At 67.6% G+C, this 21,394-nt stretch carries 27 protein-coding genes; 18 read left to right on the top strand and 9 right to left on the bottom strand.

Features of this window, described 5'->3' with window-relative positions:
• The first annotated feature begins 76 nt into the window (after window positions 1-76).
• The 4 genes from ACFPJ1_RS21835 (at window position 77) to ACFPJ1_RS21820 (ending at window position 4,062) form a co-directional block, all read left to right on the top strand.
• Window positions 77-505: a DoxX family membrane protein gene (locus ACFPJ1_RS21835; RefSeq protein WP_380106479.1), complete on the top strand. Its 429-nt coding sequence runs from the start codon at window positions 77-79 to the stop codon at window positions 503-505.
• Entirely contained in the window at window positions 502-1,737 is a 1,236-nt protein-coding gene (locus ACFPJ1_RS21830; RefSeq protein WP_380106477.1) for an NAD(P)/FAD-dependent oxidoreductase, read from the top strand. The genes ACFPJ1_RS21835 and ACFPJ1_RS21830 overlap by 4 nt, the downstream gene beginning before the upstream one ends.
• Before the next feature lie 130 nt (window positions 1,738-1,867).
• Window positions 1,868-2,191, top strand: coding sequence for a thioredoxin family protein (locus ACFPJ1_RS21825; protein ID WP_380106475.1), 324 nt, complete (start codon window positions 1,868-1,870; stop codon window positions 2,189-2,191).
• Between the two features lie 152 nt (window positions 2,192-2,343).
• Window positions 2,344-4,062 carry a SulP family inorganic anion transporter gene (locus ACFPJ1_RS21820; protein ID WP_380106473.1) on the top strand — a complete coding sequence of 573 codons (1,719 nt, stop codon included), beginning with the start codon at window positions 2,344-2,346 and terminating at the stop codon, window positions 4,060-4,062.
• A gap of 77 nt (window positions 4,063-4,139) precedes the next feature.
• Here the strand turns inward: ACFPJ1_RS21820 and ACFPJ1_RS21815 are convergent, their stop codons facing one another.
• The 3 genes from ACFPJ1_RS21815 to ACFPJ1_RS21805 form a co-directional block, all read right to left on the bottom strand.
• Window positions 4,140-4,514 carry a hypothetical protein gene (locus ACFPJ1_RS21815; RefSeq protein WP_380106471.1) on the bottom strand — a complete coding sequence of 125 codons (375 nt, stop codon included), beginning with the start codon at window positions 4,512-4,514 and terminating at the stop codon, window positions 4,140-4,142.
• Window positions 4,515-4,683: 169 nt separating this feature from the next.
• Window positions 4,684-4,890 (bottom strand): three-helix bundle dimerization domain-containing protein, encoded by a 207-nt coding sequence (locus tag ACFPJ1_RS21810; protein ID WP_380106470.1) that lies wholly within the window; start codon window positions 4,888-4,890, stop codon window positions 4,684-4,686.
• Window positions 4,891-4,971: 81 nt separating this feature from the next.
• On the bottom strand, window positions 4,972-5,859 hold the full coding sequence (locus tag ACFPJ1_RS21805; RefSeq protein ID WP_380106468.1) for a hypothetical protein: 888 nt from the start codon (window positions 5,857-5,859) through the stop codon (window positions 4,972-4,974).
• A gap of 219 nt (window positions 5,860-6,078) precedes the next feature.
• On the opposite strand from ACFPJ1_RS21805, the gene ACFPJ1_RS21800 reads away from it, so the two are divergent.
• Together ACFPJ1_RS21800 and ACFPJ1_RS21795 are read left to right on the top strand one after the other, a co-directional pair.
• Complete coding sequence (locus ACFPJ1_RS21800) at window positions 6,079-6,984, top strand: prenyltransferase/squalene oxidase repeat-containing protein (protein ID WP_380106466.1); 906 nt, start codon at window positions 6,079-6,081, stop codon at window positions 6,982-6,984.
• A 23-nt stretch (window positions 6,985-7,007) separates the two neighbouring features.
• Window positions 7,008-7,403 carry a type II toxin-antitoxin system VapC family toxin gene (locus tag ACFPJ1_RS21795; RefSeq protein WP_380106465.1) on the top strand — a complete coding sequence of 132 codons (396 nt, stop codon included), beginning with the start codon at window positions 7,008-7,010 and terminating at the stop codon, window positions 7,401-7,403.
• 10 nt (window positions 7,404-7,413) lie between these two features.
• On the opposite strand, the gene ACFPJ1_RS21790 is transcribed toward ACFPJ1_RS21795, so the two are convergent.
• The gene (locus ACFPJ1_RS21790) at window positions 7,414-7,656 is read right to left on the bottom strand and encodes a hypothetical protein (RefSeq protein ID WP_380106463.1); all 243 of its coding nucleotides are present in this window, start codon (window positions 7,654-7,656) and stop codon (window positions 7,414-7,416) included.
• Window positions 7,657-7,770: 114 nt separating this feature from the next.
• Complete coding sequence (locus tag ACFPJ1_RS21785) at window positions 7,771-8,742, bottom strand: GNAT family N-acetyltransferase (RefSeq protein ID WP_380106461.1); 972 nt, start codon at window positions 8,740-8,742, stop codon at window positions 7,771-7,773.
• Window positions 8,743-8,892: 150 nt separating this feature from the next.
• Between ACFPJ1_RS21785 and ACFPJ1_RS21780 the strand changes: the two genes are divergently transcribed.
• Complete coding sequence (locus tag ACFPJ1_RS21780; RefSeq protein WP_380106459.1) at window positions 8,893-9,375, top strand: hypothetical protein; 483 nt, start codon at window positions 8,893-8,895, stop codon at window positions 9,373-9,375.
• A 15-nt stretch (window positions 9,376-9,390) separates the two neighbouring features.
• On the opposite strand, the gene ACFPJ1_RS21775 is transcribed toward ACFPJ1_RS21780, so the two are convergent.
• The gene (locus ACFPJ1_RS21775; protein ID WP_380106457.1) at window positions 9,391-10,509 is read right to left on the bottom strand and encodes a flavin-containing monooxygenase; all 1,119 of its coding nucleotides are present in this window, start codon (window positions 10,507-10,509) and stop codon (window positions 9,391-9,393) included.
• Window positions 10,510-10,714: 205 nt separating this feature from the next.
• Between ACFPJ1_RS21775 and ACFPJ1_RS21770 the strand changes: the two genes are divergently transcribed.
• Together ACFPJ1_RS21770 and ACFPJ1_RS21765 are read left to right on the top strand one after the other, a co-directional pair.
• On the top strand, window positions 10,715-11,209 hold the full coding sequence (locus ACFPJ1_RS21770; protein ID WP_380106455.1) for a DUF1269 domain-containing protein: 495 nt from the start codon (window positions 10,715-10,717) through the stop codon (window positions 11,207-11,209).
• 178 nt (window positions 11,210-11,387) lie between these two features.
• On the top strand, window positions 11,388-11,750 hold the full coding sequence (locus ACFPJ1_RS21765) for a hypothetical protein (protein WP_380106452.1): 363 nt from the start codon (window positions 11,388-11,390) through the stop codon (window positions 11,748-11,750).
• Window positions 11,751-11,800: 50 nt separating this feature from the next.
• On the opposite strand, the gene ACFPJ1_RS21760 is transcribed toward ACFPJ1_RS21765, so the two are convergent.
• From ACFPJ1_RS21760 to ACFPJ1_RS21750, 3 genes are all read right to left on the bottom strand, one after another.
• Window positions 11,801-12,817, bottom strand: coding sequence for a WxL protein peptidoglycan domain-containing protein (locus tag ACFPJ1_RS21760; protein WP_380106450.1), 1,017 nt, complete (start codon window positions 12,815-12,817; stop codon window positions 11,801-11,803).
• Between the two features lie 91 nt (window positions 12,818-12,908).
• The gene (locus ACFPJ1_RS21755; protein ID WP_380106448.1) at window positions 12,909-14,471 is read right to left on the bottom strand and encodes a purple acid phosphatase family protein; all 1,563 of its coding nucleotides are present in this window, start codon (window positions 14,469-14,471) and stop codon (window positions 12,909-12,911) included.
• Window positions 14,472-14,595: 124 nt separating this feature from the next.
• Complete coding sequence (locus tag ACFPJ1_RS21750) at window positions 14,596-15,816, bottom strand: HupE/UreJ family protein (protein WP_380106446.1); 1,221 nt, start codon at window positions 15,814-15,816, stop codon at window positions 14,596-14,598.
• A 180-nt stretch (window positions 15,817-15,996) separates the two neighbouring features.
• Here ACFPJ1_RS21750 and ACFPJ1_RS21745 point away from each other — a divergent pair, with 180 nt between their 5' ends.
• The 9 genes from ACFPJ1_RS21745 to ACFPJ1_RS21705 all read left to right on the top strand — a co-directional run bounded on the left by ACFPJ1_RS21745 (window position 15,997) and on the right by ACFPJ1_RS21705 (window position 21,394).
• Window positions 15,997-16,671, top strand: a complete 675-nt coding sequence (locus tag ACFPJ1_RS21745) for a type 1 periplasmic-binding domain-containing protein (protein ID WP_380106444.1) — start codon at window positions 15,997-15,999, stop codon at window positions 16,669-16,671.
• A gap of 142 nt (window positions 16,672-16,813) precedes the next feature.
• Window positions 16,814-17,377, top strand: coding sequence for a hypothetical protein (locus ACFPJ1_RS21740; RefSeq protein WP_380106442.1), 564 nt, complete (start codon window positions 16,814-16,816; stop codon window positions 17,375-17,377).
• Complete coding sequence (locus tag ACFPJ1_RS21735) at window positions 17,374-17,979, top strand: RDD family protein (RefSeq protein ID WP_380106440.1); 606 nt, start codon at window positions 17,374-17,376, stop codon at window positions 17,977-17,979. Before ACFPJ1_RS21740 ends, ACFPJ1_RS21735 begins: the two co-directional genes overlap by 4 nt.
• Window positions 17,976-18,356, top strand: a complete 381-nt coding sequence (locus ACFPJ1_RS21730) for an SHOCT domain-containing protein (RefSeq protein ID WP_380106438.1) — start codon at window positions 17,976-17,978, stop codon at window positions 18,354-18,356. Before ACFPJ1_RS21735 ends, ACFPJ1_RS21730 begins: the two co-directional genes overlap by 4 nt.
• A gap of 93 nt (window positions 18,357-18,449) precedes the next feature.
• Complete coding sequence (locus ACFPJ1_RS21725; RefSeq protein WP_380106436.1) at window positions 18,450-19,124, top strand: GAP family protein; 675 nt, start codon at window positions 18,450-18,452, stop codon at window positions 19,122-19,124.
• A 135-nt stretch (window positions 19,125-19,259) separates the two neighbouring features.
• A complete protein-coding gene (locus ACFPJ1_RS21720; RefSeq protein ID WP_380106434.1) occupies window positions 19,260-19,487 on the top strand; it encodes a hypothetical protein in 228 nt (75 codons plus the stop codon).
• Between the two features lie 30 nt (window positions 19,488-19,517).
• The gene (locus ACFPJ1_RS21715) at window positions 19,518-19,976 is read left to right on the top strand and encodes a GNAT family N-acetyltransferase (protein WP_380106432.1); all 459 of its coding nucleotides are present in this window, start codon (window positions 19,518-19,520) and stop codon (window positions 19,974-19,976) included.
• A gap of 51 nt (window positions 19,977-20,027) precedes the next feature.
• Window positions 20,028-20,528: a hypothetical protein gene (locus tag ACFPJ1_RS21710; RefSeq protein ID WP_380106430.1), complete on the top strand. Its 501-nt coding sequence runs from the start codon at window positions 20,028-20,030 to the stop codon at window positions 20,526-20,528.
• A gap of 296 nt (window positions 20,529-20,824) precedes the next feature.
• On the top strand, window positions 20,825-21,394 hold the full coding sequence (locus tag ACFPJ1_RS21705; RefSeq protein WP_380106428.1) for an isochorismatase family protein: 570 nt from the start codon (window positions 20,825-20,827) through the stop codon (window positions 21,392-21,394).

Below are 21,394 nucleotides of genomic sequence, written 5' to 3'. Positions count from 1 at the left end.
TAAAGCCAACTCCCATTGACGAAAAGTCCTGGGCGCTTCTAAAGTCAAAACACATCGACTTTAGAAGGAGAAGCTCATGACCACCCACCAGCCGACCACCCGGCTAGTCGACCGCGAAGCGCTGTCCGACCCCGGCTACCAGGCGTTCCTGTTGTTGCGCACCGTGTTCACCGTGGCGCCGATCCTGTTCGGGCTGGACAAGTTCGCGAACCTGTTGACCGACTGGCCGCAGTACCTCGCTCCGTGGATCAACGACATCGTTCCGGGGTCCGGCCAGGACGCGATGTACCTGATCGGGGTCATCGAGATCGTCGCCGGTGTGGCCGTCGCCCTGATCCCGCGGTACGGCGCGCTGATCGTGGCCGCCTGGCTCGCGGGCATCATCGTCAACCTGCTGACGATCCCGGACTTCTACGACGTCGCGCTGCGCGACTTCGGTCTGCTGGTCGGCGCCGTCGCGCTGTCCCGGCTCGCCGCCAAGTACGCGCCGGCCCGCCAATCATGATCAACGAATCCACCTACGTCATCGTCGGCGCGAGTCTGGCGGGCGCGAAGGCAGCCGAGGCCTTGCGGGAGCAAGGCTTCTCGGGGCGGATCGTCCTCATCGGCGACGAGAGCGAGCGCCCGTACGAGCGGCCCGCGTTGTCCAAGGGCTACCTGCTGGGCAAGGACGATCGAGAGAAGATCTACGTCCACGAAGAGTCCTGGTACGACGAACACAAGGTGGAACTGCTGCTCGGCAGACGCGCGACGAGGCTGGACCGCCCTGCTCACGAGGTGGAACTCGACACCGGCGAACGCCTCGGCTACGCGAAGCTGCTGCTGGCGACAGGGTCGTCACCGCGCCACCTGCAGTTGCCGGGTGCGGACCTCGACGCTATCCACTACCTGCGCCGGGTCGGAGACTCGGACAGGCTGCGCGAGGCGATTCGTGCCGGCGGCCGGATCGTCGTCGTGGGCGCCGGGTGGATCGGCTTGGAAACGGCGGCCGCAGCCCGGGAGTACGGCTGTGACGTGACCGTCCTCGATCCGCAACCGGTGCCTCTGCTCGCTGCGCTCGGGACCGAGATGGGCGCCTTCTTCGCCGGGCTTCATCTGCGCAACGGTGTCGATCTGCGGCTGAGCCACAACGTGACAGCGTTCCAGGGGACCGAGCGGGTGACCGGTGTCCTGACCGAGGACGGCAGCGCGTTCGCGGCCGACGCTGTCGTCGTGGGGATCGGCGCGAGCCCGAACATCGAGCTCGCCGAGCAGGCCGGCCTCACCTGCCGCAACGGGATCGTCGTCAACGAAATGCTGTGCACCGACGACCCGGACGTCTACGCGGTCGGCGACGTGGCGAATTCGTACCATCCCTTCTACAGCGGGCAGCTGCGGACCGAACACTGGGACAACGCGCTGAACGGCGGACCCGTCGCCGCGAGGGCGATGCTCGGTCAGCAGGTCGCCTATGACCGGCTTCCCTACTTCTTCACCGATCAGTACGACGTCGGGATGGAGTTCTCCGGCTGGTTCGGCCCGGACGGCTACGACCGGCTCGTCACCCGCGGGGACGTCGAGGGCAAGGCGTTCCACGCATTCTGGCTGGCCAATGAGCGGGTGGTGGCGGGGATGCAGGTCAACTTGTGGGACGACGGCATCGCGCCGGTCCAGGAGTTGATCCGCAGCAGGCAACCGGTCGACCCGGATCGGCTCGCGGACACGTCGGTGCCGCTGACCGCGCACGTCCTGGTCTAGCGCGGGTAGGAGGCCGAACGACGCAGGCATTCGGCGATCCTCTAGGGGTCGCGTTCCGCGGCTGTAATGCCGCGGCGCCATCCACCAGGTGTGTCGGTACCGAACTGCCGGTGACCGTGACGCCTGGTGGATGGAGCTGCTCGCGATGATCACCCTGGCCCTGATCGGACTGCTGGCGTACCGGAACCAGTACTGGCCGGCGAAGTACCTTGTCGATGCCGAGGGCACCGTTCGGTCGATCAAGTTCGGCGAGGGTGACTACGGTCAGACCATGCCGAACAAAACCGTTGCCTTCGGCCTCAATCCGCAGCAGCCGGACGACACCTACAGCCTGGGCGGCGACTGGGCGATCGGTACTCCGAACGCCTACCAGTTGGTCGACAAGCCCGCGCAGGAGCGCAAGACGATGACCCTGACCTACAGCCCCGGAATCTCCGCCTTCACCTTCGGCTGAGCCATTCCCCTAGCCGACTCCACGGGGCGAGCATTCATCCAGGCAGGGTGAAGCCAACGGCCGCTCCCGGCGGCTCTACTGGTGCCGGCGACGCATCCACTCTCCGGCGGAGACGAGGCGCTCGACGTCCGCGGCGACGGAAGGAGGCTCGCGTGAGCGGTGGTGACCGCGTGAGCCCGCGCTCCGTACTGCGTTGGCTGCGATCGATACGCCCGGAACGGCGGCATCTGCGCGCCGACGTGGTCGCCGGCCTGCCCGGCGCGATCAGCAGCGTTCCCGACGGCATGGCCACAGCGGTGCTGGTCGGCGTGAACCCGATCCACGGCCTCTACGCCGCCTTCGTCGGTCCGATCGCGGGCGGGCTGTCGTCGAGCACCCGGCTCATGGTGATCACCACGACCTCGGCCTCGGCCCTGGCGGCCGGGTCTGCCCTGGCAGGGGTGGATCCCGCGGACCGGCCGGACGCCCTGGTGCTGCTGACGCTCATCGCGGGCGTGGTGATGATCGCGGCGGGGATCGCGAAGCTCGGGCGCTACACCCGGTTCGTGTCGCACTCGGTCATGATCGGCTTCCTCACCGGGATCGCGGTCAACATCCTCCTCGGTCAGTTGCCCGACCTGGCCGGCGTCGATGCCAGCGGAGACTTCGCGCTCGCGAAGGCGGTCGACGTCCTCCTCCATCCATCGCAGATCGATGTCGCGTCCGTACTGACCGGGCTCGCGGCACTCGGCATCCTCTTCGGCCTGTCCCGGACCCGGCTGTCGGCGATCGGCGCGCTGGTGGCGCTGGCCGTCCCGACCGCGGGCGTGATCCTCGCCAGTGCCGATTCGGTGGCGCGGGTAGAGGACGTCGGGGCGATACCGCGTGGCATTCCGATGCCGCACCTGCCGGACCTCAGCCTGCTGTCGTTCTCGCTGGTCACCGGCGCGTTGTCCGTCGTGGCCATCGTCCTGGTCCAGGGCAGTGGTGTGGCCGAGGCCGCGCCGAACCGGGACGGGCCTGCCTCGAACCCGAACCAGGACTTCATCGCCCAGGGCGTGGGCAACATCGCTGCGGGCTTCTTCCGCGCCCAGCCGGTGGGCGGTTCGGTCGGCCAGACCGCCCTGAACCAGGCGGTCGGCGGCCGCACCCGGTGGGCGGTGATCTTTTCCGGTCTGTGGATGCTGGTGATCCTCGCCGCCTTCTCCGGCGTGATCGGCCTCGTCGCCATGCCCACGCTGGCGGCGGTCCTCATCTATGCGGCCAGCAGGTCGCTCAGGCTCGGTGAGCTGCGCACGATCATGCGCACCGGCCCCACCTCTCAGATCGCGGTCGTCACCACCTTCTGCGCGACCCTGTTCCTGCCCGTTGCCGCCGCCGTCGGCATCGGAGTGGCGTTGTCGCTGCTGTTGCAGCTCAACCAGGAGGCGATGGATCTCAAGGTCGTCGAACTGAAACCCGCCGGCGGTGGCCGCTGGACCGAACACCCGGCCCCCGAGCTGCTGTCCAGCCATCAGGCCATCGTGCTCGATGTGTACGGCAGCCTGCTCTACGCCGGTGCCCGCACCCTGCAGGCGCGGTTGCCCGACCCAGCCGGTACCGAGGCCCCTGCCGTCATACTGCGGCTGCGCGGGCGGACAGCCGTCGGCGCGACGTTCGTCAAGGTGGTCGCCGACTACGCGGCAGCCCTGGACAAGGTAGGGGGCCGGCTCTACCTCAGCGGGGTGGACCACGAGCTCGCCGAGCTCCTCCGTCGTACCGACCGGCTGCACCTGTCCGAGCCGGTCAGCGTCCTCGAGGCAACCGAGCTGGTCGGGGAGTCGACCGAGAAAGCCCTGCGGGAGGCGGAGACCTGGGTGGTCCGGCACCGCGGCGAAACCCCTGACCACTGAAAGGTTGAGGGTCAGGCGGTGCGGATGCCTGGGGCGCGACCTGCCAGCGCGGGAACAGTGCCCGCGGGCTTGACGGATCAGACTAGGTAGCCGAGCTTCAAGCGGGCGGCGGTCAGGCTGTTCGCCGCCTGCTCGAAGTGGTGATTTGCGGTCTGCAGATCGGCTTCGGCCAGCAGGAGGAACTGCCTCGGCTTGAGGTTCGGTTGCTCGGGCGGTGCGCCTTGGGTGCCCCATGCGACCCGGTCCGTGAAGCGGGACAAGCCGATGGACTGCATCATCAGCCCGGCCGCGGACATCATGGTGCGCAGTTCGTGGATCTCCGCTGCCCAGGTCTCCGGATCGACGTCCTCGTCCCGGCGTTTCCGTTCCAGCTCGACAGCTTGCCTCAACGCGGAGTAGGCGAGTTGCAGGGCCTCAGCCACGTCCTTGGGCGCCGTACCGTCCCCAACCACCGTCGGCTTCCTCCTGTCCGGGTGCAGGAAGCCACGGCAGCAGAGAACACGATGGCATGACAAGCGGCCGTCTCCAGGCGTGGGCAAATCGTGACCAGGCCGCGCCAGGGATCGGTCGCCGGGCACACGCCGAATGACCCGCAGCGCACCCCGTACCGCGTTCGCGGACCTATCCGGCGGTTGTCAGGGTCCGTAGGCGGTGCCTGGCGGAGCGCTCGACGAACAGCGGGACGAAGTCGCGGATCGGGTTGCCGTCGAACTCGGGGCGACTCTCGGCCACGGCGTGTTCGATGGTCTCGCGTGAGAGGCCGGGGAACGCCTTGATGAGTCGCTCGGCGGCCTCAGCGATCGCACGTTCTTCCTCAGAGCGGTTCATCTCTCCACGGTTGCGCTGTCGGTGCAGTGGCGCAATACCGAGACCGAAGAGTTTCACCTGTGCCGGCAAGCGTTGGCGGCTTTATCGCTGCTCCCCTTGGCGGGTCGCTGGTGCGACGCGTTCGATCGCGCGGACAGTGGGGGCAAGGCGCGCGGGATGCCACACGGCCCGATCGGCGAAGGACCAGGCATAGACGGGACTGCCTTCGCGGATGCACTCGAGGAGGGCCGGTTCGTCGAGCTGCTTGGCGGACCACTCGTAGAGCTGTTGCAGCCGGGGCCTGACGAGGCCGTAGTCCAGAATCTGGCCGATGTTGCGCTCCGCTGCGACGTACGCGGCGACCTCGTCGCCGAGGGGGTAGCGATCGGGAAGGACCCGCGACAGCGACACGAAGACGCCGGGGATCCAGAGTCGGGGATCGCCGAGCAGCGGTCCCAGCGAGGCGAGTCGGCCGAGGGCGAGACGTGGAGCAGCGACCAAGGCATGCGCGTAGAGGACGCGCAGCAGTACGACGTTCAGGAAGAACCGCTCTGGACGGCTTTCGGCGTCTGCCAGGTCACGATGGTCGAGGTAGGCGGAGATGATGCTGGCGTTGTGCGCCTGGTACCACGTGCGGGCGGTTGGATCAGAGACGAACGACATCCACTGCTCGACGGCGTGGGACGACGGAGTACCGCTCAATCCGCCGCTGCGAGCGACCGCCTCGCAGCCGTCGCGCAGCAGTCGCTCGTTGACCGCACGCCACCACGGACTCCCTGGAGGGTCTGCGTTCAGTGGTGCCAGTACGCCACGGTTGATCTGCCAGCGGATGAAGCTCATCGCCGACCGGCGGAAGGGCAGATGCCGAGGAGCCCGGCCGGTCGGTCCGCGGTACGTGCGAGCGATCAGCTCGAGACGAGCCGCCGGCTGATCCCGCACGGCCTCGACCTGGCGGATCGCCCAGTCCGCCGCGGATTCTCCGGAACTCACGTCCCGATCATCGGGGAGAGCACCGGCGAGTGTCGACAGCCGTCAGCCCTGGAGACGGACTATTCGCCGCGGGCGGAGAGCGTGGTCGGATGGGGACGGTGAGTATCGGACTACCGACGAGCGTTGGAGGTCTGATGTCACCGGGTTCTGGGTCTGGGTTAGCGACCGGTGCCGGGCTAGTCTCCCGACCTGGAGCGATGCCTCGGGATGGGAGCAGCGGTGGCTGTCGTGGAGTGGTTGCTGGACTCGGATCCGTCGATCCGGTGGCAGGTGATGCGCGACCTGACCGCCGCTGGGGACGACGCGGTCGCGGCAGAGCGAGCCCGGGTTGCCGTGGAAGGCTGGGGCGCCCAACTGCTGGCGCTGCAGGAGCCGGACGGCCGCTGGGGTGGCGGGACGTACTTCCCCAGCTGGACTTCAACGGCGTGGACCCTGTCGCTCCTGCGCAACCTAGGCCTCGACCCGCGGAGCGAACCAGCCCGGCGTGCGGTGGTTCCGGTGCGCGAGAACGCCAAGTGGGAGTACGACGACCTGCCGTTCTTCGACGGCGAGGTCGAGCCGTGCATCAACGGTCTGGCGGTCGCGCTCGGCTCGTACTACGGCCAGGACGTGCAGGTGATCGTCGACCGGCTCTTGGGCGAGCAGATGAGCGACGGCGGGTGGAACTGTGAGCAGGAGCGCGGCTCGACCCGGGGGTCCTTCCACAGCACGATCTGCGTGCTCGAGGGTCTCCTCGAGCACGAGCGCGCCACGGGCGTCACCCCGGAACTGACCGCCGCGCGCCTGAAAGGCCAGGAGTACCTCGTCGAGCGCCGCCTCCTCCACCGGCTGTCCACCGGCGAGGTGATCGACCCGGACTGGTCGCATTTCTCCTTCCCGACGTACTACTTCTACGACGTACTCCGCGCCCTCGACTACCTCCGCAATGCGTCCGCAGTACCGGACGAGCGCCTGGAAGAAGCCGTCGCTCTGGTCGAGAAGAAACGCACCGACGACGGCCGCTGGCTGCTGGAGAACCCTCACCCCGGCGAAACCCACCTCGACCTCGACGAATCCGAAGGCAACCCCAGCCGCTGGAACACCCTCCGGGCCCTCCGTGTACTTCGCTGGTACGACCACCGCTGACCTCAGCTAAAGAGGTGACAGTTATGACGAGGTATGTGATCGGTCCTGACGTCGCGCTTCGCTTGGCCGGTGACGAGGCTGTGATCGCCGCTGAGCATCAGCTTCTGGCGCCGACACTTCTTCGCTCACAGATGCTGTCGGCCCTGTACAAGGCAGTACGCGATGGTGAGCTGACCAAGAAGGAGGCAGGTCGCCGGCTCAACTATGTGCGTGCGTTGCGACTCCGGCTGCTCGGAGACCGCGTCCTTCAGAGCGTTGCCTGGAAGATCGCTGATCAGCTCGGGTGGGCTGACACCCTCGACGCGGAGTACGTCGCACTGACGCAACTGCAGGCGGACGCGTTGATCACGCTCGACGAGGAGCTCAGCCGCGCAGTGAAGGGAGTCGTGCCCCTCGCCCCCATCGAGGTGCTGTTCTAACCGGCGTCGCTCAGGATTCGTGGGGGTCGTTGCCGTAGGCGAGGTCGATGGCGATGTCGAAGCTTTCACCGTCCGGCTGGACGAGTGGCTGGGCGACGTCGATCCCGAGGTCGAACCCGGCCTCCTCCTCGGCCTCAGCGAGATCCTCTTCACCTTCGGGTACGCCGAGCTCAGGGCTCGGCTCGACCGCGGGCAGGTGCCCCCTCCCGACCTCGAGGTGCAGCGGAACCTGCTCGTGCTCGTCACCACTCATCAACATGTTCTCCTCAGCACCAGACAGCCCAGTCCCGCGAACCTAGAACACCTTCTTGACCAACTGGTGAACAAACCCTGCGCAGCCCAGGGGGCCGGCTGGGCTGCGTAGACGTCAGGTGACTGGAATGACGCTGCGCCAGCCGTCGAAGACGAGGGTGGCGGTCATGCCGACCGACAGGTAGAGGCCGAGAGCCGGGGTCGGGTTGTTGGTGTCGACGTGCAGGATCGTGCCGGCCCGCCCATCGGCTGCATCGCGGGCGAAAGCGTCACGCAGCAGGAACTTCGCCAGACCACGTCCCCGGAACTCCTCGAGGACGACGAGCGTGCCGACGTAGCCACAGTTATCCGTCTCGATGAACCCGTCGTTGCAAATGCGGACAGCGACTGGCTGCCCGTCGACCTCGAGCAGGGTGAACTGGGACCAGTCGAAGGTCGAACTGGCCTCGAAGTACGCGATCCACTCGTCGTGGGGGCGGGGGTTGAAGTTGTACTGGCCGCTGAAGCACTCGATGACGATGTCATGAGCCGTCCTGCGGGTAGCGTCGTCGTACGCACCGCGGCGTACGGTGACTCCTGCGGGTGTCTCCGGAGTGGCAACCGGTCCGGTCTGGTCGATCCGCATCTGGTGGTACGTCGTACCGGTGGTGAAGTCGTGGTCGGCCAGCAGAGTGCGCAGTGATTCGTCGGCGCGGAAGACGCAGATGTCGACGGTGATCTCGGCATGACCGCCGTCGCGGCCCATCTCCTGGGCGCGCCGCAGAGTCCGGTCGAACAGCCAGGCAGCGATCTTCGGCTGCCGCGACGCCACCTCGATCTCGATCGCCTTGGGGTCACCCTTGGCGAAGGCTGTCGAGTAACCGACCGGCAGACCATCTGCGGCGAGCACCAGGAAGCCGTCGGTCTTGCGGTCGAAGCCGGGCTCGACGAGGTGGTCGGCGACGCTGTTCAGGGTGCAGTCGGCGACTCCGGCAACTGCCGTGTTGTAGGCCGAGATGAGATCGAAGATCCCCTCGGCATCATCCGGCTCAGGAGCCCGGATGGTGTACCCGTCCGGTAGTACATCAGCTGCCTGTATCAGAGTCACTGGCGTGCCAGCGCTCTCGCAGTTGGTCTCTCGATCGATCCTCTTAGTCTCATACCTTGATCGATGCGTCCCACCACCCAAAGGTTGCGGCCGCGAGGCAGCGCCTCGATCTGTAGGCCATGGAATTCATTCAACCTGGAGGATCGAACTGTGGATGCTGAGTCGCCGGGGCAGCCGCGCCTGTGGATTGATGTCGAGTCCAGCATGGACTGGCTGTCCCCGGAGCCGTACTTGATAGAAACGGCTCACTTGTCACCGACCATCGAGAAACTTGAAGCTTCTGGCTTCCGGGTGGTTCGGATTGGTCTAGGTGAAATTGGGCAGGACATTGAGGAGAAGATGCTCATCGACCTGAGTCGGAAGTTGGGCTTTTCGTTGCTCGGGGCCGGTAGTTGGGCGGCCTTCAATGATCGACTTTGGGATCTACTGACAGCTGGGGATGAACCTCCAGTCGCCATTGTCATTGAGGGTTTCTCCCGTCTGCTCGAGGCGAATGTCCACGCCTTCGTTCGGTGCGTTCACAACCTCCTGTCGATGACAGAAGGTGTGGGGTTGGCTGATGTTCGAGCCGGCCTTCAGGTCGAGTACTTCTTCGTTGGCGAATGGAAAATTCCTCGCCATAGTCGAACGTGAGCGTGTCTCGGGTGGTCAGTCCGACGGGTGCTTGGTTGTCTGGGGCGTTTTGGCGGGTTTGGGGCGGCGGGCGAGGTGGTTGGTGATGTAGCGGGCGTCTCTGGGGGTGCCGCCGATCAGGGGGGAGGCGGCTGTGGAGAGGAAGAAGAGGCCGGTGAAGTAGAGGCCGGGGTGGGAGGGGACTACCCCGCGGGTGTGATTCGGTTTGCCGTCCTGGTCGAAGACGGGGAGGTCGATCCAGTGGAACGCGGGGATGAAGCCGGTGCACCAGATCACGTTGCCGACGTCGTGGACTCGGCCGTCGGCGGTTAGCGGCAGGCCGTCGCGTACTGCGGTGACGCGGGGCAGGCGCTCGATCTCTGCGCGGGTGAGATCCCGGCGCCTGACTCGTGCGAGTGGGAGTCCTCGGTTGGACAGTTGGTCTCGGGCCTTCCGGCCTATCGGTGTGCGCACGGTGAGCACGTGCGAGAGCAGGAACCAGAACGGCGGCGTGAGGAATCGATCCAGGAGAGCCCCGGCGCGGAGCGGCTCCTGACCCGTGTCCCGTCCGGCCAGCCAGGTCTGGTGGTCCGCTGAGGCTTCGACGGCGATCTCGGCACCCGAGTTGCCGGCGCCGACCACCAAGACACTGCCCTGCCGGAGCTGCGAAGGGTTTCGGTACTGGCTCGAATGGAGTTGCAGGATCTCCCGATCGAGCTCAGCGGCGAACGCGGGGATCCGCGGGGCTTGGTAGCCACCCGCGGCCACCACGACGTTGTCCGCGTAGTACCGGCTCAGCCCGGACGTCACGACGTACCGGTCGTTCTCGCGCCAGAGCCCGTCTACGCGAGTCCCGGTGCGAACCGGGAGTCGGAAGCGGGTTGCGTACGACTCGAGGTATTCGGCCACCTCGTCCTTGGTGGGGTAGGACCAGCCAGGCGCGGGGAAGGACCAACCGGGCAGCCCGTCATAGCGAGCAGGTGTGAAGACCCGCAGGGAGTCCCATCGCTTGCGCCAGGCGTCGCCGATCCGCTCACCGGCGTCCAGGATCACAAAGGACTGATCTTGCTTCGCCAGGTAGTACCCGACGGCCAGGCCGGCTTGACCGCCGCCGATGACCACGGTCTCGAAGCGTTCGGAGCTGGTAGCCGCCATGGACAATCCCCTCACCCAGGCCCGTCGTTGCTCGGTGGATCCGACGGCTTCAACCTAGGAAGTACCGCGGCGCGCTCGCATCGGCATAACCATCCAACGCAACCCGACGGCATGGTTAGTTCTACCCACGTCACCCAGTCGGGGTGAGGCGGGCCCCTTGGCGTGGCTGGAGGCTGGGGTTTGACCATGCGACGGGAGTTGGGCGATGGCGACACTGACGGTCTGGAAGTTCGCGAGCTGGGACGGGGCCAATCAGGCGATCGCCACCTTGGAGGCGTTGGCGAAGCAGGAGCTGATCAAGGTGCACGATGCCGCGTCGGTGTCGTGGCAGCCGGAGGCCCGGAGGCCCAAGACCCGGCAGTTGCGCAATCTGACCGGAGCCGGTGCGATCGGTGGGATGTTCTGGGGGATGCTCTTCGGGATGATCTTCCTGATGCCGCTCGCGGGTGCTGCTATCGGAGCTGCTTCGGGTGCGCTGGCGGGGTCGCTGGCCGATGTCGGGATCGACGACGAGTTCATCAAGGCTGCGCGCGATCAGATCACCCCCGGGACTTCGGCGCTCTTCCTGATGTCGAGCGACGTGGTTCAGGACAAGGTCAGGGACACCTTCGAGGCGACCGGGCTCCAGAAGCCGCAACTGATCCAGTCCAACCTGTCGGACGAGCAGGAAGCCGCCCTCCGCGAGATGTTCGCCAGCTGATACGACTGCTCAATTGTCCGTCTGAGTGCCGGTTCGTTCACTCCCGGTGCCGGTGTACTGCGTGGTCTGCGTGGCGGGGAATCTCAGTACTCGGGACCGATGGCTGACCCCTTCCGGGGTGGGCCAGGTGAGTGCCAGTATGCGAAGGACGGTTGCTAGAGGAAGCGTGCGTCGATCGATGAGCCTGGCGAGTTATACGACGTTGTCGATCACAGCGATCGGCATGGCTGAAGGCTCCGACGGCCTGCGCGGGATCGCGACCGTTCGCTGGGAGTGCCCATCCGGTGACTCCGAGGAGAGTTCGGCCGACGACCTCATCCGCTGGCTGAGCACCGGCGGCGGCCGCGCCTATGTCCAAGCGCCGGACGGAACCCGCGGGCCGAAGGTCTTCGTCGCCGGCGTCGATTCCCACCGCTACCTGTGCAGCAACCCTGACGACGAAGCCGCCGACGCGTTGCTGGACCTGCCGCGGTTCTGGCAGGTCGTGCACAGTCATCGAGGCCCCAACCACCGTCGCCGAGGGCTGTTCCGCTCGCGCTGAAGGGGCCGTCAGCAACAATCCGGAGACTGGCCTGAGCAGCCTAGGCGGGGTCAGTGCGTCAACTGAGAGGTCTCCTGGGCGCGAGGGGTCTGCACGGGAGTGCCCGACTTGGACCGCCGACGGGAAGTCAGAAGAACCACGACGAGGCCGCACAGGACGAGGAAAAGGATCAGCAGCGCCCACGGAGTAGGCCAGGAGTGGGCAGCTGTGTCGACGGCCGTGAGCGGCGCGGTCGAGCCGGCCGCGTCGGCGAGCAGCGGGACCAGCGTGACGGTGCCGGTCAGGGGCACCGAGGAGGCCACTCCGTGCACAGGGACGGAAACCTTCCAGCTCTCGCCAGGGAGCAGCGGCGGCGAGTCAGCCACCTGACCCGAATTGGCACGCAGCCGCCCGAACGGGCCTGAGACGGAGGCCGACTGCCGAGCCGCGAGGACCGCGTTGCCCGTGTTGTGGATCGTGTACGAGAGAGTGGCATCGCTTTTCCCGAAGGGATTGAGTGTGCCCGGCGAGTCCAGGTGCAGCTTCTCGACCGACAGGGCCGGCTTGAGTTCTCCGCCGACGCGCAACCGGATCCGGAGGGCGACACGTCGCTCCACACCCGCCTGCGTCAGCGAGGTGACGATGCCGCCCAGGTGGTCCCCAGGGCAGGCGTTGGCCGGAAGAGTGAGCGTGAACGGCACCTCGACGGACTTGCCCGGCTGGATCGTCACGCGGTCCCGGTCTGCGTGGACCCACGCACCTACCCCGGTCGACGTCGCGCCCTTGGTCACCAGGTCGAGCTGCCCGGCGTCAGTGGTGAACGCGTCCGCGGCGTACAGGGCGAGGTCCAGCGGAGCCGTGCCCTGGTTGGCGATCACCAAGCCGTCCGCAAGTTGGCCACCGGGATTCAGGGTGTAGCTGTAGTTCGGTCGCTCCGACCCGAACTCGTTCGAGGACGTCTGCACGGTCCACGGCGCGTCATCGGCCGCGGCAGCGGGTTCAGTGCCGAGTACTACGAGGCCGGCGAGCAGCGTGATGGCAGCGGCGAGCGCTCCGACTGCTGTGGTCAGCGGTCTGGACGAGTGCATTTGATGATCCTCGGGGAGTCGGAACGAATGAAAGACAGGCGGTGGGGCAGGCACCCGAAGGCGCCCACCCCACCTGATGGAGCGAGAAGGCTCAGCTCAGCGAGGTGAGGGTGAGCCCGGTCTTGCCGTCCTGCCGGAGCCAGTCGTGCCCGTGCGGCGCGTCAGCGTGACCGTGGTCGCGGTACGGGTGGATGACGACCTTGTCGACGAGCGAGCCGACCGGCCGAGCCGGGCTGGTGCCGTTGTTCGGGCCGCACCACGAGACGTTGCCGAGCTCGACGGCGGCGTTCGGGCCGGCGCAGGTGCTGCTGCGGACGTTCTGGACGACCAGCTTGTCCTTCTCCACCTCGACCTTGACGTAGGTGCGGACGTGCTCCTGGTTCTCCACCGAGTTGGCCCAGTGGCTCTTGGGGTTCAGCGGGTCCGGACCGTAGTTCGGGTCCTCGGTGGTGTCCGGCGCGGTGAGGTCGTAGTACTTCGAACCGGACGCGGAGTTGGCGGTCACGTAGATGACGCCACCCGGACCTGTGGCCACCTCGGTGGCAGCGGGCTGCTCCTTGGCGTTCGCCTTCTTGCCGTTCTTGATCGCGTAGCTGCGCGAGTAGCTGTGGTCGTGACCCTGCAGGACCAGGTCGACGCCGAGGTTCGAGAACGCGGTCGGGAAGTCCTGGCGGCGCAACTGGTTGTCGCCGTCGTTGGCGTGCGCGGCCGGCGAGTAGATCGAGTGGTGGTACACGAGGACCGTGTACTTCGCCTTGCCGCCCTGCGCCTTGACGACCTTGCTGACGTAGTCGACGTGCGCGGCGTCGGAGCCGGCGGCGTACGCGTTGCTGTTCAGGTCGATGAACAGCACGTCCTTGTAGAGGTACCAGTAGTCACCGCCGGACCGGGTCGCCGGAGTGCCGTTGTAGAACGGCGCCGACCGGTCGGTGTTCGGGGTCCAGAAGTGCTGCTCGTACGCCTTGCCGCCGACGTCATGGTTGCCGATGGTGGCGGCCCACGGGTACTGGCGCAGCTTGTCGGGGGCGAGGAACGCGTCCCACTGCGTCTCGGTGTTGGCGGTCTCGACCTGGTCACCGCCCGAGACGAGCAGTTCGGCGTTCGGGTTCGCCTTGAGGGCGACGTTCAGGGTGTCCTGCCAGCCGGCGCCGTCCTTCGCGACGTCGCCGGACGAGCCGATCTGCGGGTCGCCGAAGAACAGGAAGTCGAAGTCGCCGTTGAAGTCGCGCGTCTTGAAGGAGTAGGTCGGGGACCAGCCGGTGGAGGTGCCGACCCGGTACGAGTACGAGGTCTTCTGCTTCAGGCCGTCGATCGTCGCGTGGCCGTTGAAGCCGCCGTTGACGGTGTTGGCCGTGACGGTGGCCGGGAACGTGGTCGTGTGCTTGGGAAAGCGGCCGTGCTCGAGCTTCGAGGTCGGCACGAGCTGCACGACCTGCGCGGCGCCGGTCGCGGAGTACCAGCTGATGACGCGCTGGGACTCGGAGGCGCCGACGCCGAGCACGATGCCGGTGGGTGCCGGCGAGGTGGCGGCTTGGGCCGTGGTCACCAGAGCGCCACCGAAGGTCAGGGACACCGCCATGACCGCTGTGGTCGCGCCGACCGCCAGCCGGCGGGTCACCGGCTTGGTGGCCAGTGACCGGGTGATGAGCTTCATCCAGGTTCCGTCCGTTTCAGGTACGAGTGGGGTGCGGAATGCTTTGCCACGTTCGTCCTGGTCGGTGGAGTTCGGGTGAACTTGGATCGGCGGGCAGGGTGCACGGGCTGGAACTGTTGAGCGGTCAGATTCCGAGCACGCGCTGCACGAACCACACCAGGCCCATCACCGCGACCGCTGCCGCGATCACCCCGGTCGTCCACCGTCCCGCGCGCGGCGCCCGGTGGCGCAGTACGGCGAGCAGCGGGAAGACCGCCACGATGATCGTCAGCTGCACGACCTCGATGCCGACGTTGAAGACGAGCAGCGACCACAGCAACTTCCACGACCAGGCCTGGTCGATCCCCAGCGCGCTGGCGAAACCCAGTCCGTGTACGAGGCCGAAGCAGAAGACCACGGCGAGCCGGACCCGGCCAGCGCGGTCCAGGCTGAGGTGGCCGCCGCGAGGTGTGTGGAGGTCGGCGGCGAGCGGGCCCTGTCGCCACAGCCGCCAAAGGTGCCAGCCCGCGACTACCGCGATCGAGAGGGCGATGACAGGTTCGATGAAGGCAGCGGGCGCCCGGACGAGGCCGAGGGCGGCGAAGATGAAGGTCACCGAGTGGGCGAGCGTGAAGGTCGTTGCCGCCAGCACGATCTCGCGTAGCCGGCGTGATCCGGCGATGAGGGCCAGCAGGAACAGGATGTGGTCGAGGCCAGTGAGCAGGTGCTCCGCGCCCAGCCGGAAGAACTCCCAGAACCGCTGGCTCAAGGACTGCTGGGTGGAGAACGTCGGATGCTGATCGTCCAGCGCGGAGCTGCCGGACCGCAGGTCGAGGTCGTAGGTGACGATCGTCTTGGTGCCGCGGACATAGCCCTCGGAGTCCGGGAACAGCCCGGTGCGTACCTCGTGCGCCTCCGCGGGCTCCGGGCAGCGGTAGTCGAGGGTCAGCACGGTGTACGGGACGCCTTCGCGTTCCTCGATCCGGAAACCGCCCTGCTGGACCGGAGTACACGCCCCGCTCGAGGTCGTGACACCGAAGCGGTCGCTCACGTACTTGACGACAGAGCCCGCGTGGTCGTCCAGCGCGGCGGCCTGCTTCGCCGAGTCCCCGTCCTCGAACGCCGCGTTGCCCTCCTTGAAGAGCGGGTCGTCCTTCTCGGCGTCAGCAGCGGAGACGACGAGCAAGTCGTACTCCAGCCCGAGCTCGGCCCGAACATGTCCCTTCTCCGGCGAGCTGATGTCGATGTAAGCGGTCGAGCTGAACCCGTGTGCGGCGGCCGGCGCCGAGCCCAGTACTGCGGCCGCAGCCGCGCCCAGTACTACGGCCGCAGCGGCGACGGCGTACGCGCGGTGTCGACCCGGCATGGACTCCTCGTTTCTGTCTGCCGAGCGCACGCTGCCCCTGGTCGGTGAACGAACAGCAGATCTCAAAAGAACAGGCGACGAAGGGACTCCGACAGAGCCAGGCAACGTGTCCGCGGGACGGCAACCATGAGGTAGGAAGTAGCCGACCCTTCCCTGCCATCCCCTCGGAGGACGATCTCCTTGCGCCCGCGTCTTCGGCTCGCCGGCACGCTGGCCGCGGCAGCCGCGACCGCAGTACTGGTCACCGGCTGCAGCTCTGCCGACGACTGGTCCCGGCCGCACGCCAAGCCCACCTCGGTCGGCGATCTCGGGGCCGGATTCGTCGATCCCGGTCGCCCGCCCGCCCCGGAGGCGACGATCAGTCCGAGCTCCGGCTCGTGGGACGCGGTCCACCCGGCGGAGGACTACCGCGTGGTGCTGCTCACCGCGGGGAACGACCCCCAGACGAAGGTGCTGGTGACCGCCGTGACGGAGTGGGCCGACCAGGAGCACGTCAGCCTCAAGACGATCACGGCCAGTGAGCACAGCCAGTTCATCTCGCGCATCACCGAGGCGATGGATCTGAAGCCGGATCTCATCATCAGCGCCGGCAACGACCTCATCGATCCGCTGGCCATGGTCACTCCCAACCACCTCGACCAGCAGTTCCTGGTCGTCGGCGCCGAACTGGCCGAGCCCACCGCGAACGTCACCGCCGCCGACTGGACCGGCGCCTCGTTCCGGGGCGAGGGTCTCGGCATGTCCTCGACGTACGACCCGGCCTCCTTCACCCCCGCCCGCGCCGCGGCCGCCGTCCGGGCCGGCGTCGCCAGCGTCCTGAAGGGTCTCACCGGGATCGTCATCTGGCTGCCCTGAGTCACCCGGGACGGGTGGTGAGGCTGGTTGCTGGTGACGGCGTCGCCCGCCGGGGGTGATGCGGTGGGGGCCGGAGCGGCCGTACGGTCCACCTCGCAGCCCGCGTCGAGCCGGGTCCTGACGGACAGGAGGGGGAGCCCTGATGAGCGCTCCGGCCGAATCGTCGGGTGGTCCTGGCCAGATACTCGGCCGGCTCGCGGGCAAGGTCACGGGCCGGGTCGTGGAGACGGTGCAGCCGGACATCATCCTCCAGCACGTGGACGTCGACGCCCTCGTCGACCGCATCGACATCAACCGGCTGCTGGAGAAGGTGGACGCGAACCACCTGCTCGATCGGATCGAGGTCGACCGGCTGATCGACCGGATCGACCTCGAACACCTGATCGACCGGATCGACATGGACCGGTTGATCGACCGGATCGACGTGGAGCGCCTGCTCGGCCGCGTCGACCTCAACCGCGTCCTCGCGACCGTCGACCTCGACGCGTTGCTGCGGGACGTGGACCTCGAGGGTCTGGTGCAGCGGTCCGGAGTCCCCGACATCGTTGCCGAGAGCACCAGCCGGGTCGCTGGCTCGGCGCTCGACCTTGCTCGCCGGCAACTCGCCGGGCTGGACGCGGTACTCGCCCGAGTGGTCAACCACCTGCTGCGCAGGGACGCGCCGTCGCAGCCGTCGGCGCCGCCGCTTCTCCTGGAGGAGGCATGAGCGGACGCCTCACCATCACCGGTCACTACGCAGGCGCCGTGAGCAGGGCCGCGGCCGCGGTGCTCGACGTACTGATCGTGTTCGCCTCCTTCACCCTCGGGCTGGCAGGGCTCGATCTGCTCACCACAGCCTTCCTGAACACCTCGATCAAGGAAGACTCGTCGGCACCGCCGGCCACGGCGGCCCTGCTGATCTGGGCCTTCTGCTACGCGTTCGGCAGTCTCGCGATTACCGCGCGAACACCGGGCAAAGCGATCGTCGGGCTCAGGGTCGTGCGGGCCGACGGCGGAACGGTTCGGCCCCGCCGGGCCTTCGTGCGCGTCTGCGTCTTCCCGCTGAGCGTGCTGCTGCTCGGACTCGGGTTCGTCCTGATCGTTTTCCAGCGTGAACATCGCGCGCTGCACGACCTGATCGCCGGGACCGCGGTGGTCTACGACTGGGGTGAACGGCCCGCCGAGCTCCCCGGCCCGTTGTCCGACTTCCTGATCCGAGCCAACGCCACGAGCGACTCGGCCGAACTCCCGCGCACGACGCGCGGCGAGCTGTTCAACTCGTCGCCGACCGCAACCGATCGGCGCGACAGCGAAGGGATGCAGTCATGAGTTTCTGGGACATCATCTGGTTCATCATCGTCAGCTTCGCGTTCATCGCGTACCTGATGGTGCTGTTCAACATCCTCACCGACCTGTTCCGCGACAGGGACGTCTCGGGGTGGGTCAAGGCGATCTGGGTGATCTGCCTGATCATCTTCCCGTTCCTGACCGCCCTGGTGTACCTGATCGCGCGCGGGCGGGGCATGGCCGAGCGTCAGGCGGCGGCGTGGGGAAGTGCGAGGGCCGCGCAGGACGAGTACATCAAGTCGGTCGCCGGGAGCTCGGCGTCGCCCACGGCGCAGATCGCGCAGGCGCAGGAGTTGCTCACCGCGGGCACGATCTCGCAGGCCGAGTTCGACACGTTGAAGGCGAAGGCCCTCGCCTAGCGCCGTGGAGAGCCGTACTCATCCATCCGGGGTGAGGGATGAGTACGGCCGGCGGGCGAAGGTGGACTCGAGTCGGCCAGGTCGGAGGCAAGCATGGGCGAGGCGATCGGGCAGGCGCTGCCGCTGGCGATCGGGGTGGCACTCAGCCCCGTGCCGATCATCGCGGTCGTCCTGATGCTGACGACACCACGGGCGAGGTCCAACGGGATCGCGTTCGTGGTCGGCTGGCTGCTCGGGCTCGGCGTGATCGGCGCGATCGTCCTGGTCGTCGCGAGCCCGGCCGACGCGAGTGAGGACGGCGAGCCGGCGACCTGGGCCAGTTGGCTGAAGCTCGTGCTCGGGCTGCTGTTGCTGCTCGTCGCGGTGCGGCAGTTCCGGGGCCGCCCGCACGCGGGCGACGATGCGCCACTGCCGAAGTGGATGGGCGCGATCGACAAGTTCGGACCTGGTCAGGCGCTCGGTGGCGGTGCTGTGCTGGCCGGCCTCAACCCCAAGAACCTGCTGCTGGCCGTCGCCGGCGCCGTGGCGATCGCGCAGACCGGGATCAGTGGTGGCCAGCAGGCCGTCGCCTACGCGGTGTTCGCGGTCATCGGCACCCTCGGCGTCGGCGCGCCGGTGGTCCTGTACCTCGCGCTGGGTGAGCGGTCGGCCGAAAAGCTCGGCCGGCTCAAGGCGTGGATGGCCCACAACAATGCCGTGATCATGTCCGTGCTCTGCCTGGTGATCGGGATGAAGCTGGTCGGCGACGCGATCACCGGCCTGACCTGAGCGGGCCTCCCCCGGAGAGGGTGAGCAGAGCCGGTCCGGTCGTGGCGGTCGACGGTCCCCCGAGACGGATGATGACTAGCGGCCTCAGGCGGATCAGAGTCGGTTATGACGGGGGTTCTGGAAAGGGGGCATCGCATGGGCCACTACGTGATCCGTGTCAAAGGACGGCTGTCCCGTGAGTTGACCGACGCGTTCCCTACCCTGACAGCAGACTCCGAGCCGGCCCAGACCGTCCTGCACGGCGACCTGATCGACCAGGCAGCCCTCGCCGGCCTCCTCAACCACCTCGACATGCTCGGCATCAACATCCTCGAGGTAACCCAGGTCCCCTCACCCCAACCCGAACCTCCAGAGGAAGACTGACCGTCGCGCCGGACGTGCGATGGTGGGCCGATGAGCGCTGTGATTCGTACTGCGACGCCCGGCGACCTCCCCGCTCTCACGGCGCTGCGATGGAGGTGGGCTCGATCGGAGAGAGTCGCCCGGCCGGACGAACTGCGCGAGTTCGGGTCCGCCCTCGGCCAGTGGATGGAGGAACGGGGAGACACCTCCGTCTGCAAGCTCGCCGACCTCGAGGGTGAACTCGTCGGCATGGCCTGGCTCGCGGTGTTCGACCGCGTCCCCAATCCGGGTGACCTGCACCGGTTGTCCGGCGACGTGCAGAGCGTCTTCGTCGTACCCGAGCACCGCGGCCGCGGTCTCGGCCGGCGTCTGATGGAAGCGATCTGCCAGACCGCCGACGACCTCGGCATCCGGAAGCTCACGGTGGACGCGAACGATGCCGCCCTCCCGTTCTACGACCGCCTCGGCTTCACCCGCTCCCGCGTCCTCCTCCAGCGCGAGCGCCCCTGACGGCGGGTAAATCGGTGGCCACTGTTCGGCAGCTCGGCGCAGGATGGGTGGGTGCTTGGTGCCGAGCAGATGAAGGAGTTCGAGCGGGACGGGATCGTCAAGGTGCCCGGGGCGTTCGGGGCCGATGACGCTGCGCGGATGCGGGATGTCTTGTGGGGGGAGTTGGCGAAGCGGCACGGGATGGACCGGGAGGATCGGTCGACCTGGACGACGCCGCGGCCGACGGGCTTGAAGAACATCAAGCGGCACGCGGCGTACGACGCGATCGGTGGTCAAGGTGATGACCAGAAGGCGGCGATCCAGGTTCGCCGCGCCGACGATCACCAAGGGCGCGGCGATGGCGGCCGCCAGTCCCGGGATCAGCACCATCACCCCTGCCTGTCCGAGCGAGACGCTCAGCTCGCCCGCGACCGCCGGCAGGAGACCGGGACGAACTCACTGGTCACGATGACGGCGGCGCCGAGCGAGAGGGACAACACCCCCAGCCAGGTCCGGAAGGTCGGCTGCCGGCCGACTGAGCCGCTCGAAACCGTTGCCGTGGTGGTCACGTGAGCCATCCCTCTCGTCCTGTTGCCCGACGACGGCTGCGTCAACGCGCTCCGTCAGTCAGGGCAAACAGGCCCCCACACCACGAAAGTCCTCGATTCGATTCCGCACTTTTAAGTGCCTCGCGCACCGCGGAGTAACAGACGTCGGATCGCTACCTGGGCGGCGGCAGCGATCTGCAACTGCTACAGCTCGGCGACCACGGGATTCGTGACCTCGGCGACGCGCAGGTTCTTCCGGCCGCCGGCGACAGCTGGTAATCGGTTTGACCGGGTCGACCGGGCGCGGCGAGGATCGCGAGCATGCCGGAGAACGTGACGCCTGTCGAGGCCCTGCTGCTGATCGATCTCCAGGTGGGAAGCCTTGCCGCGGTGCCGGACGCGGAGCGCCTCGTCGACCGTACTGCGGTCCTGCTGGCGGCGGCTCGTGCGAGCGGCGCGGTGGTCGTGCATGTCCAGAACGACGGAGCGGCCGGGATGGCCGACGAGCCGGGCACGCCTGGCTGGGAGTTGCACCTGCCGGTCGACACCGGCGAAAGCGTGATCCGGAAGCCGAGAGACAACGCCTTCGACAGCACGGACCTGGACGAGTTGCTGGGGACGCGAGGGGTCCGCTCGGTGGCGGTCTGCGGACTGATGTCCGAGATGTGCGTCAGCGCGAGCGCCCGCGCGGCGTCGTCCCTCGGCTACCGGGTGGTGCTTCCGCACGACGCCCACGCCACCACGAACATCCCGGCAACACCGGGCCTCAGCGACCTGATCCCGGCCGCCACCGTCTCCCGGGTGGCCGAATGGGCCCTGTCCGACCAGATCGAACTGGTCCACGACTCCCGATCCGTCCCCTTCACCAAGCCACCCCGCTGGGTTGGGTGA

The organism is Kribbella qitaiheensis (assembly GCF_042657745.1).
In the GTDB taxonomy this organism is placed as follows: domain Bacteria; phylum Actinomycetota; class Actinomycetes; order Propionibacteriales; family Kribbellaceae; genus Kribbella; species Kribbella qitaiheensis.
Note: the sequence above shows the minus strand (reverse complement) of the source record. Positions and strands in the feature narration are given on the sequence as shown.

What these genes read in the sequence shown, in the direction of transcription:
- ACFPJ1_RS21835 (WP_380106479.1), top strand. Translation starts at nt 77, where the DNA reads ATGACCACCCACCAGCCGACCACCCGGCTAGTCGACCGCGAAGCGCTG.
- ACFPJ1_RS21830 (WP_380106477.1), top strand. Translation starts at nt 502, where the DNA reads ATGATCAACGAATCCACCTACGTCATCGTCGGCGCGAGTCTGGCGGGC.
- ACFPJ1_RS21825 (WP_380106475.1), top strand. Translation starts at nt 1,868, where the DNA reads ATGGAGCTGCTCGCGATGATCACCCTGGCCCTGATCGGACTGCTGGCG.
- ACFPJ1_RS21810 (WP_380106470.1), bottom strand. Translation starts at nt 4,890, where the DNA reads ATGAACCGCTCTGAGGAAGAACGTGCGATCGCTGAGGCCGCCGAGCGA.
- ACFPJ1_RS21795 (WP_380106465.1), top strand. Translation starts at nt 7,008, where the DNA reads ATGACGAGGTATGTGATCGGTCCTGACGTCGCGCTTCGCTTGGCCGGT.
- ACFPJ1_RS21790 (WP_380106463.1), bottom strand. Translation starts at nt 7,656, where the DNA reads ATGAGTGGTGACGAGCACGAGCAGGTTCCGCTGCACCTCGAGGTCGGG.
- ACFPJ1_RS21775 (WP_380106457.1), bottom strand. Translation starts at nt 10,509, where the DNA reads ATGGCGGCTACCAGCTCCGAACGCTTCGAGACCGTGGTCATCGGCGGC.
- ACFPJ1_RS21770 (WP_380106455.1), top strand. Translation starts at nt 10,715, where the DNA reads ATGGCGACACTGACGGTCTGGAAGTTCGCGAGCTGGGACGGGGCCAAT.
- ACFPJ1_RS21765 (WP_380106452.1), top strand. Translation starts at nt 11,388, where the DNA reads ATGAGCCTGGCGAGTTATACGACGTTGTCGATCACAGCGATCGGCATG.
- ACFPJ1_RS21760 (WP_380106450.1), bottom strand. Translation starts at nt 12,817, where the DNA reads ATGCACTCGTCCAGACCGCTGACCACAGCAGTCGGAGCGCTCGCCGCT.
- ACFPJ1_RS21755 (WP_380106448.1), bottom strand. Translation starts at nt 14,471, where the DNA reads ATGAAGCTCATCACCCGGTCACTGGCCACCAAGCCGGTGACCCGCCGG.
- ACFPJ1_RS21750 (WP_380106446.1), bottom strand. Translation starts at nt 15,816, where the DNA reads ATGCCGGGTCGACACCGCGCGTACGCCGTCGCCGCTGCGGCCGTAGTA.
- ACFPJ1_RS21740 (WP_380106442.1), top strand. Translation starts at nt 16,814, where the DNA reads ATGAGCGCTCCGGCCGAATCGTCGGGTGGTCCTGGCCAGATACTCGGC.
- ACFPJ1_RS21735 (WP_380106440.1), top strand. Translation starts at nt 17,374, where the DNA reads ATGAGCGGACGCCTCACCATCACCGGTCACTACGCAGGCGCCGTGAGC.
- ACFPJ1_RS21730 (WP_380106438.1), top strand. Translation starts at nt 17,976, where the DNA reads ATGAGTTTCTGGGACATCATCTGGTTCATCATCGTCAGCTTCGCGTTC.
- ACFPJ1_RS21725 (WP_380106436.1), top strand. Translation starts at nt 18,450, where the DNA reads ATGGGCGAGGCGATCGGGCAGGCGCTGCCGCTGGCGATCGGGGTGGCA.
- ACFPJ1_RS21720 (WP_380106434.1), top strand. Translation starts at nt 19,260, where the DNA reads ATGGGCCACTACGTGATCCGTGTCAAAGGACGGCTGTCCCGTGAGTTG.
- ACFPJ1_RS21715 (WP_380106432.1), top strand. Translation starts at nt 19,518, where the DNA reads ATGAGCGCTGTGATTCGTACTGCGACGCCCGGCGACCTCCCCGCTCTC.
- ACFPJ1_RS21705 (WP_380106428.1), top strand. Translation starts at nt 20,825, where the DNA reads ATGCCGGAGAACGTGACGCCTGTCGAGGCCCTGCTGCTGATCGATCTC.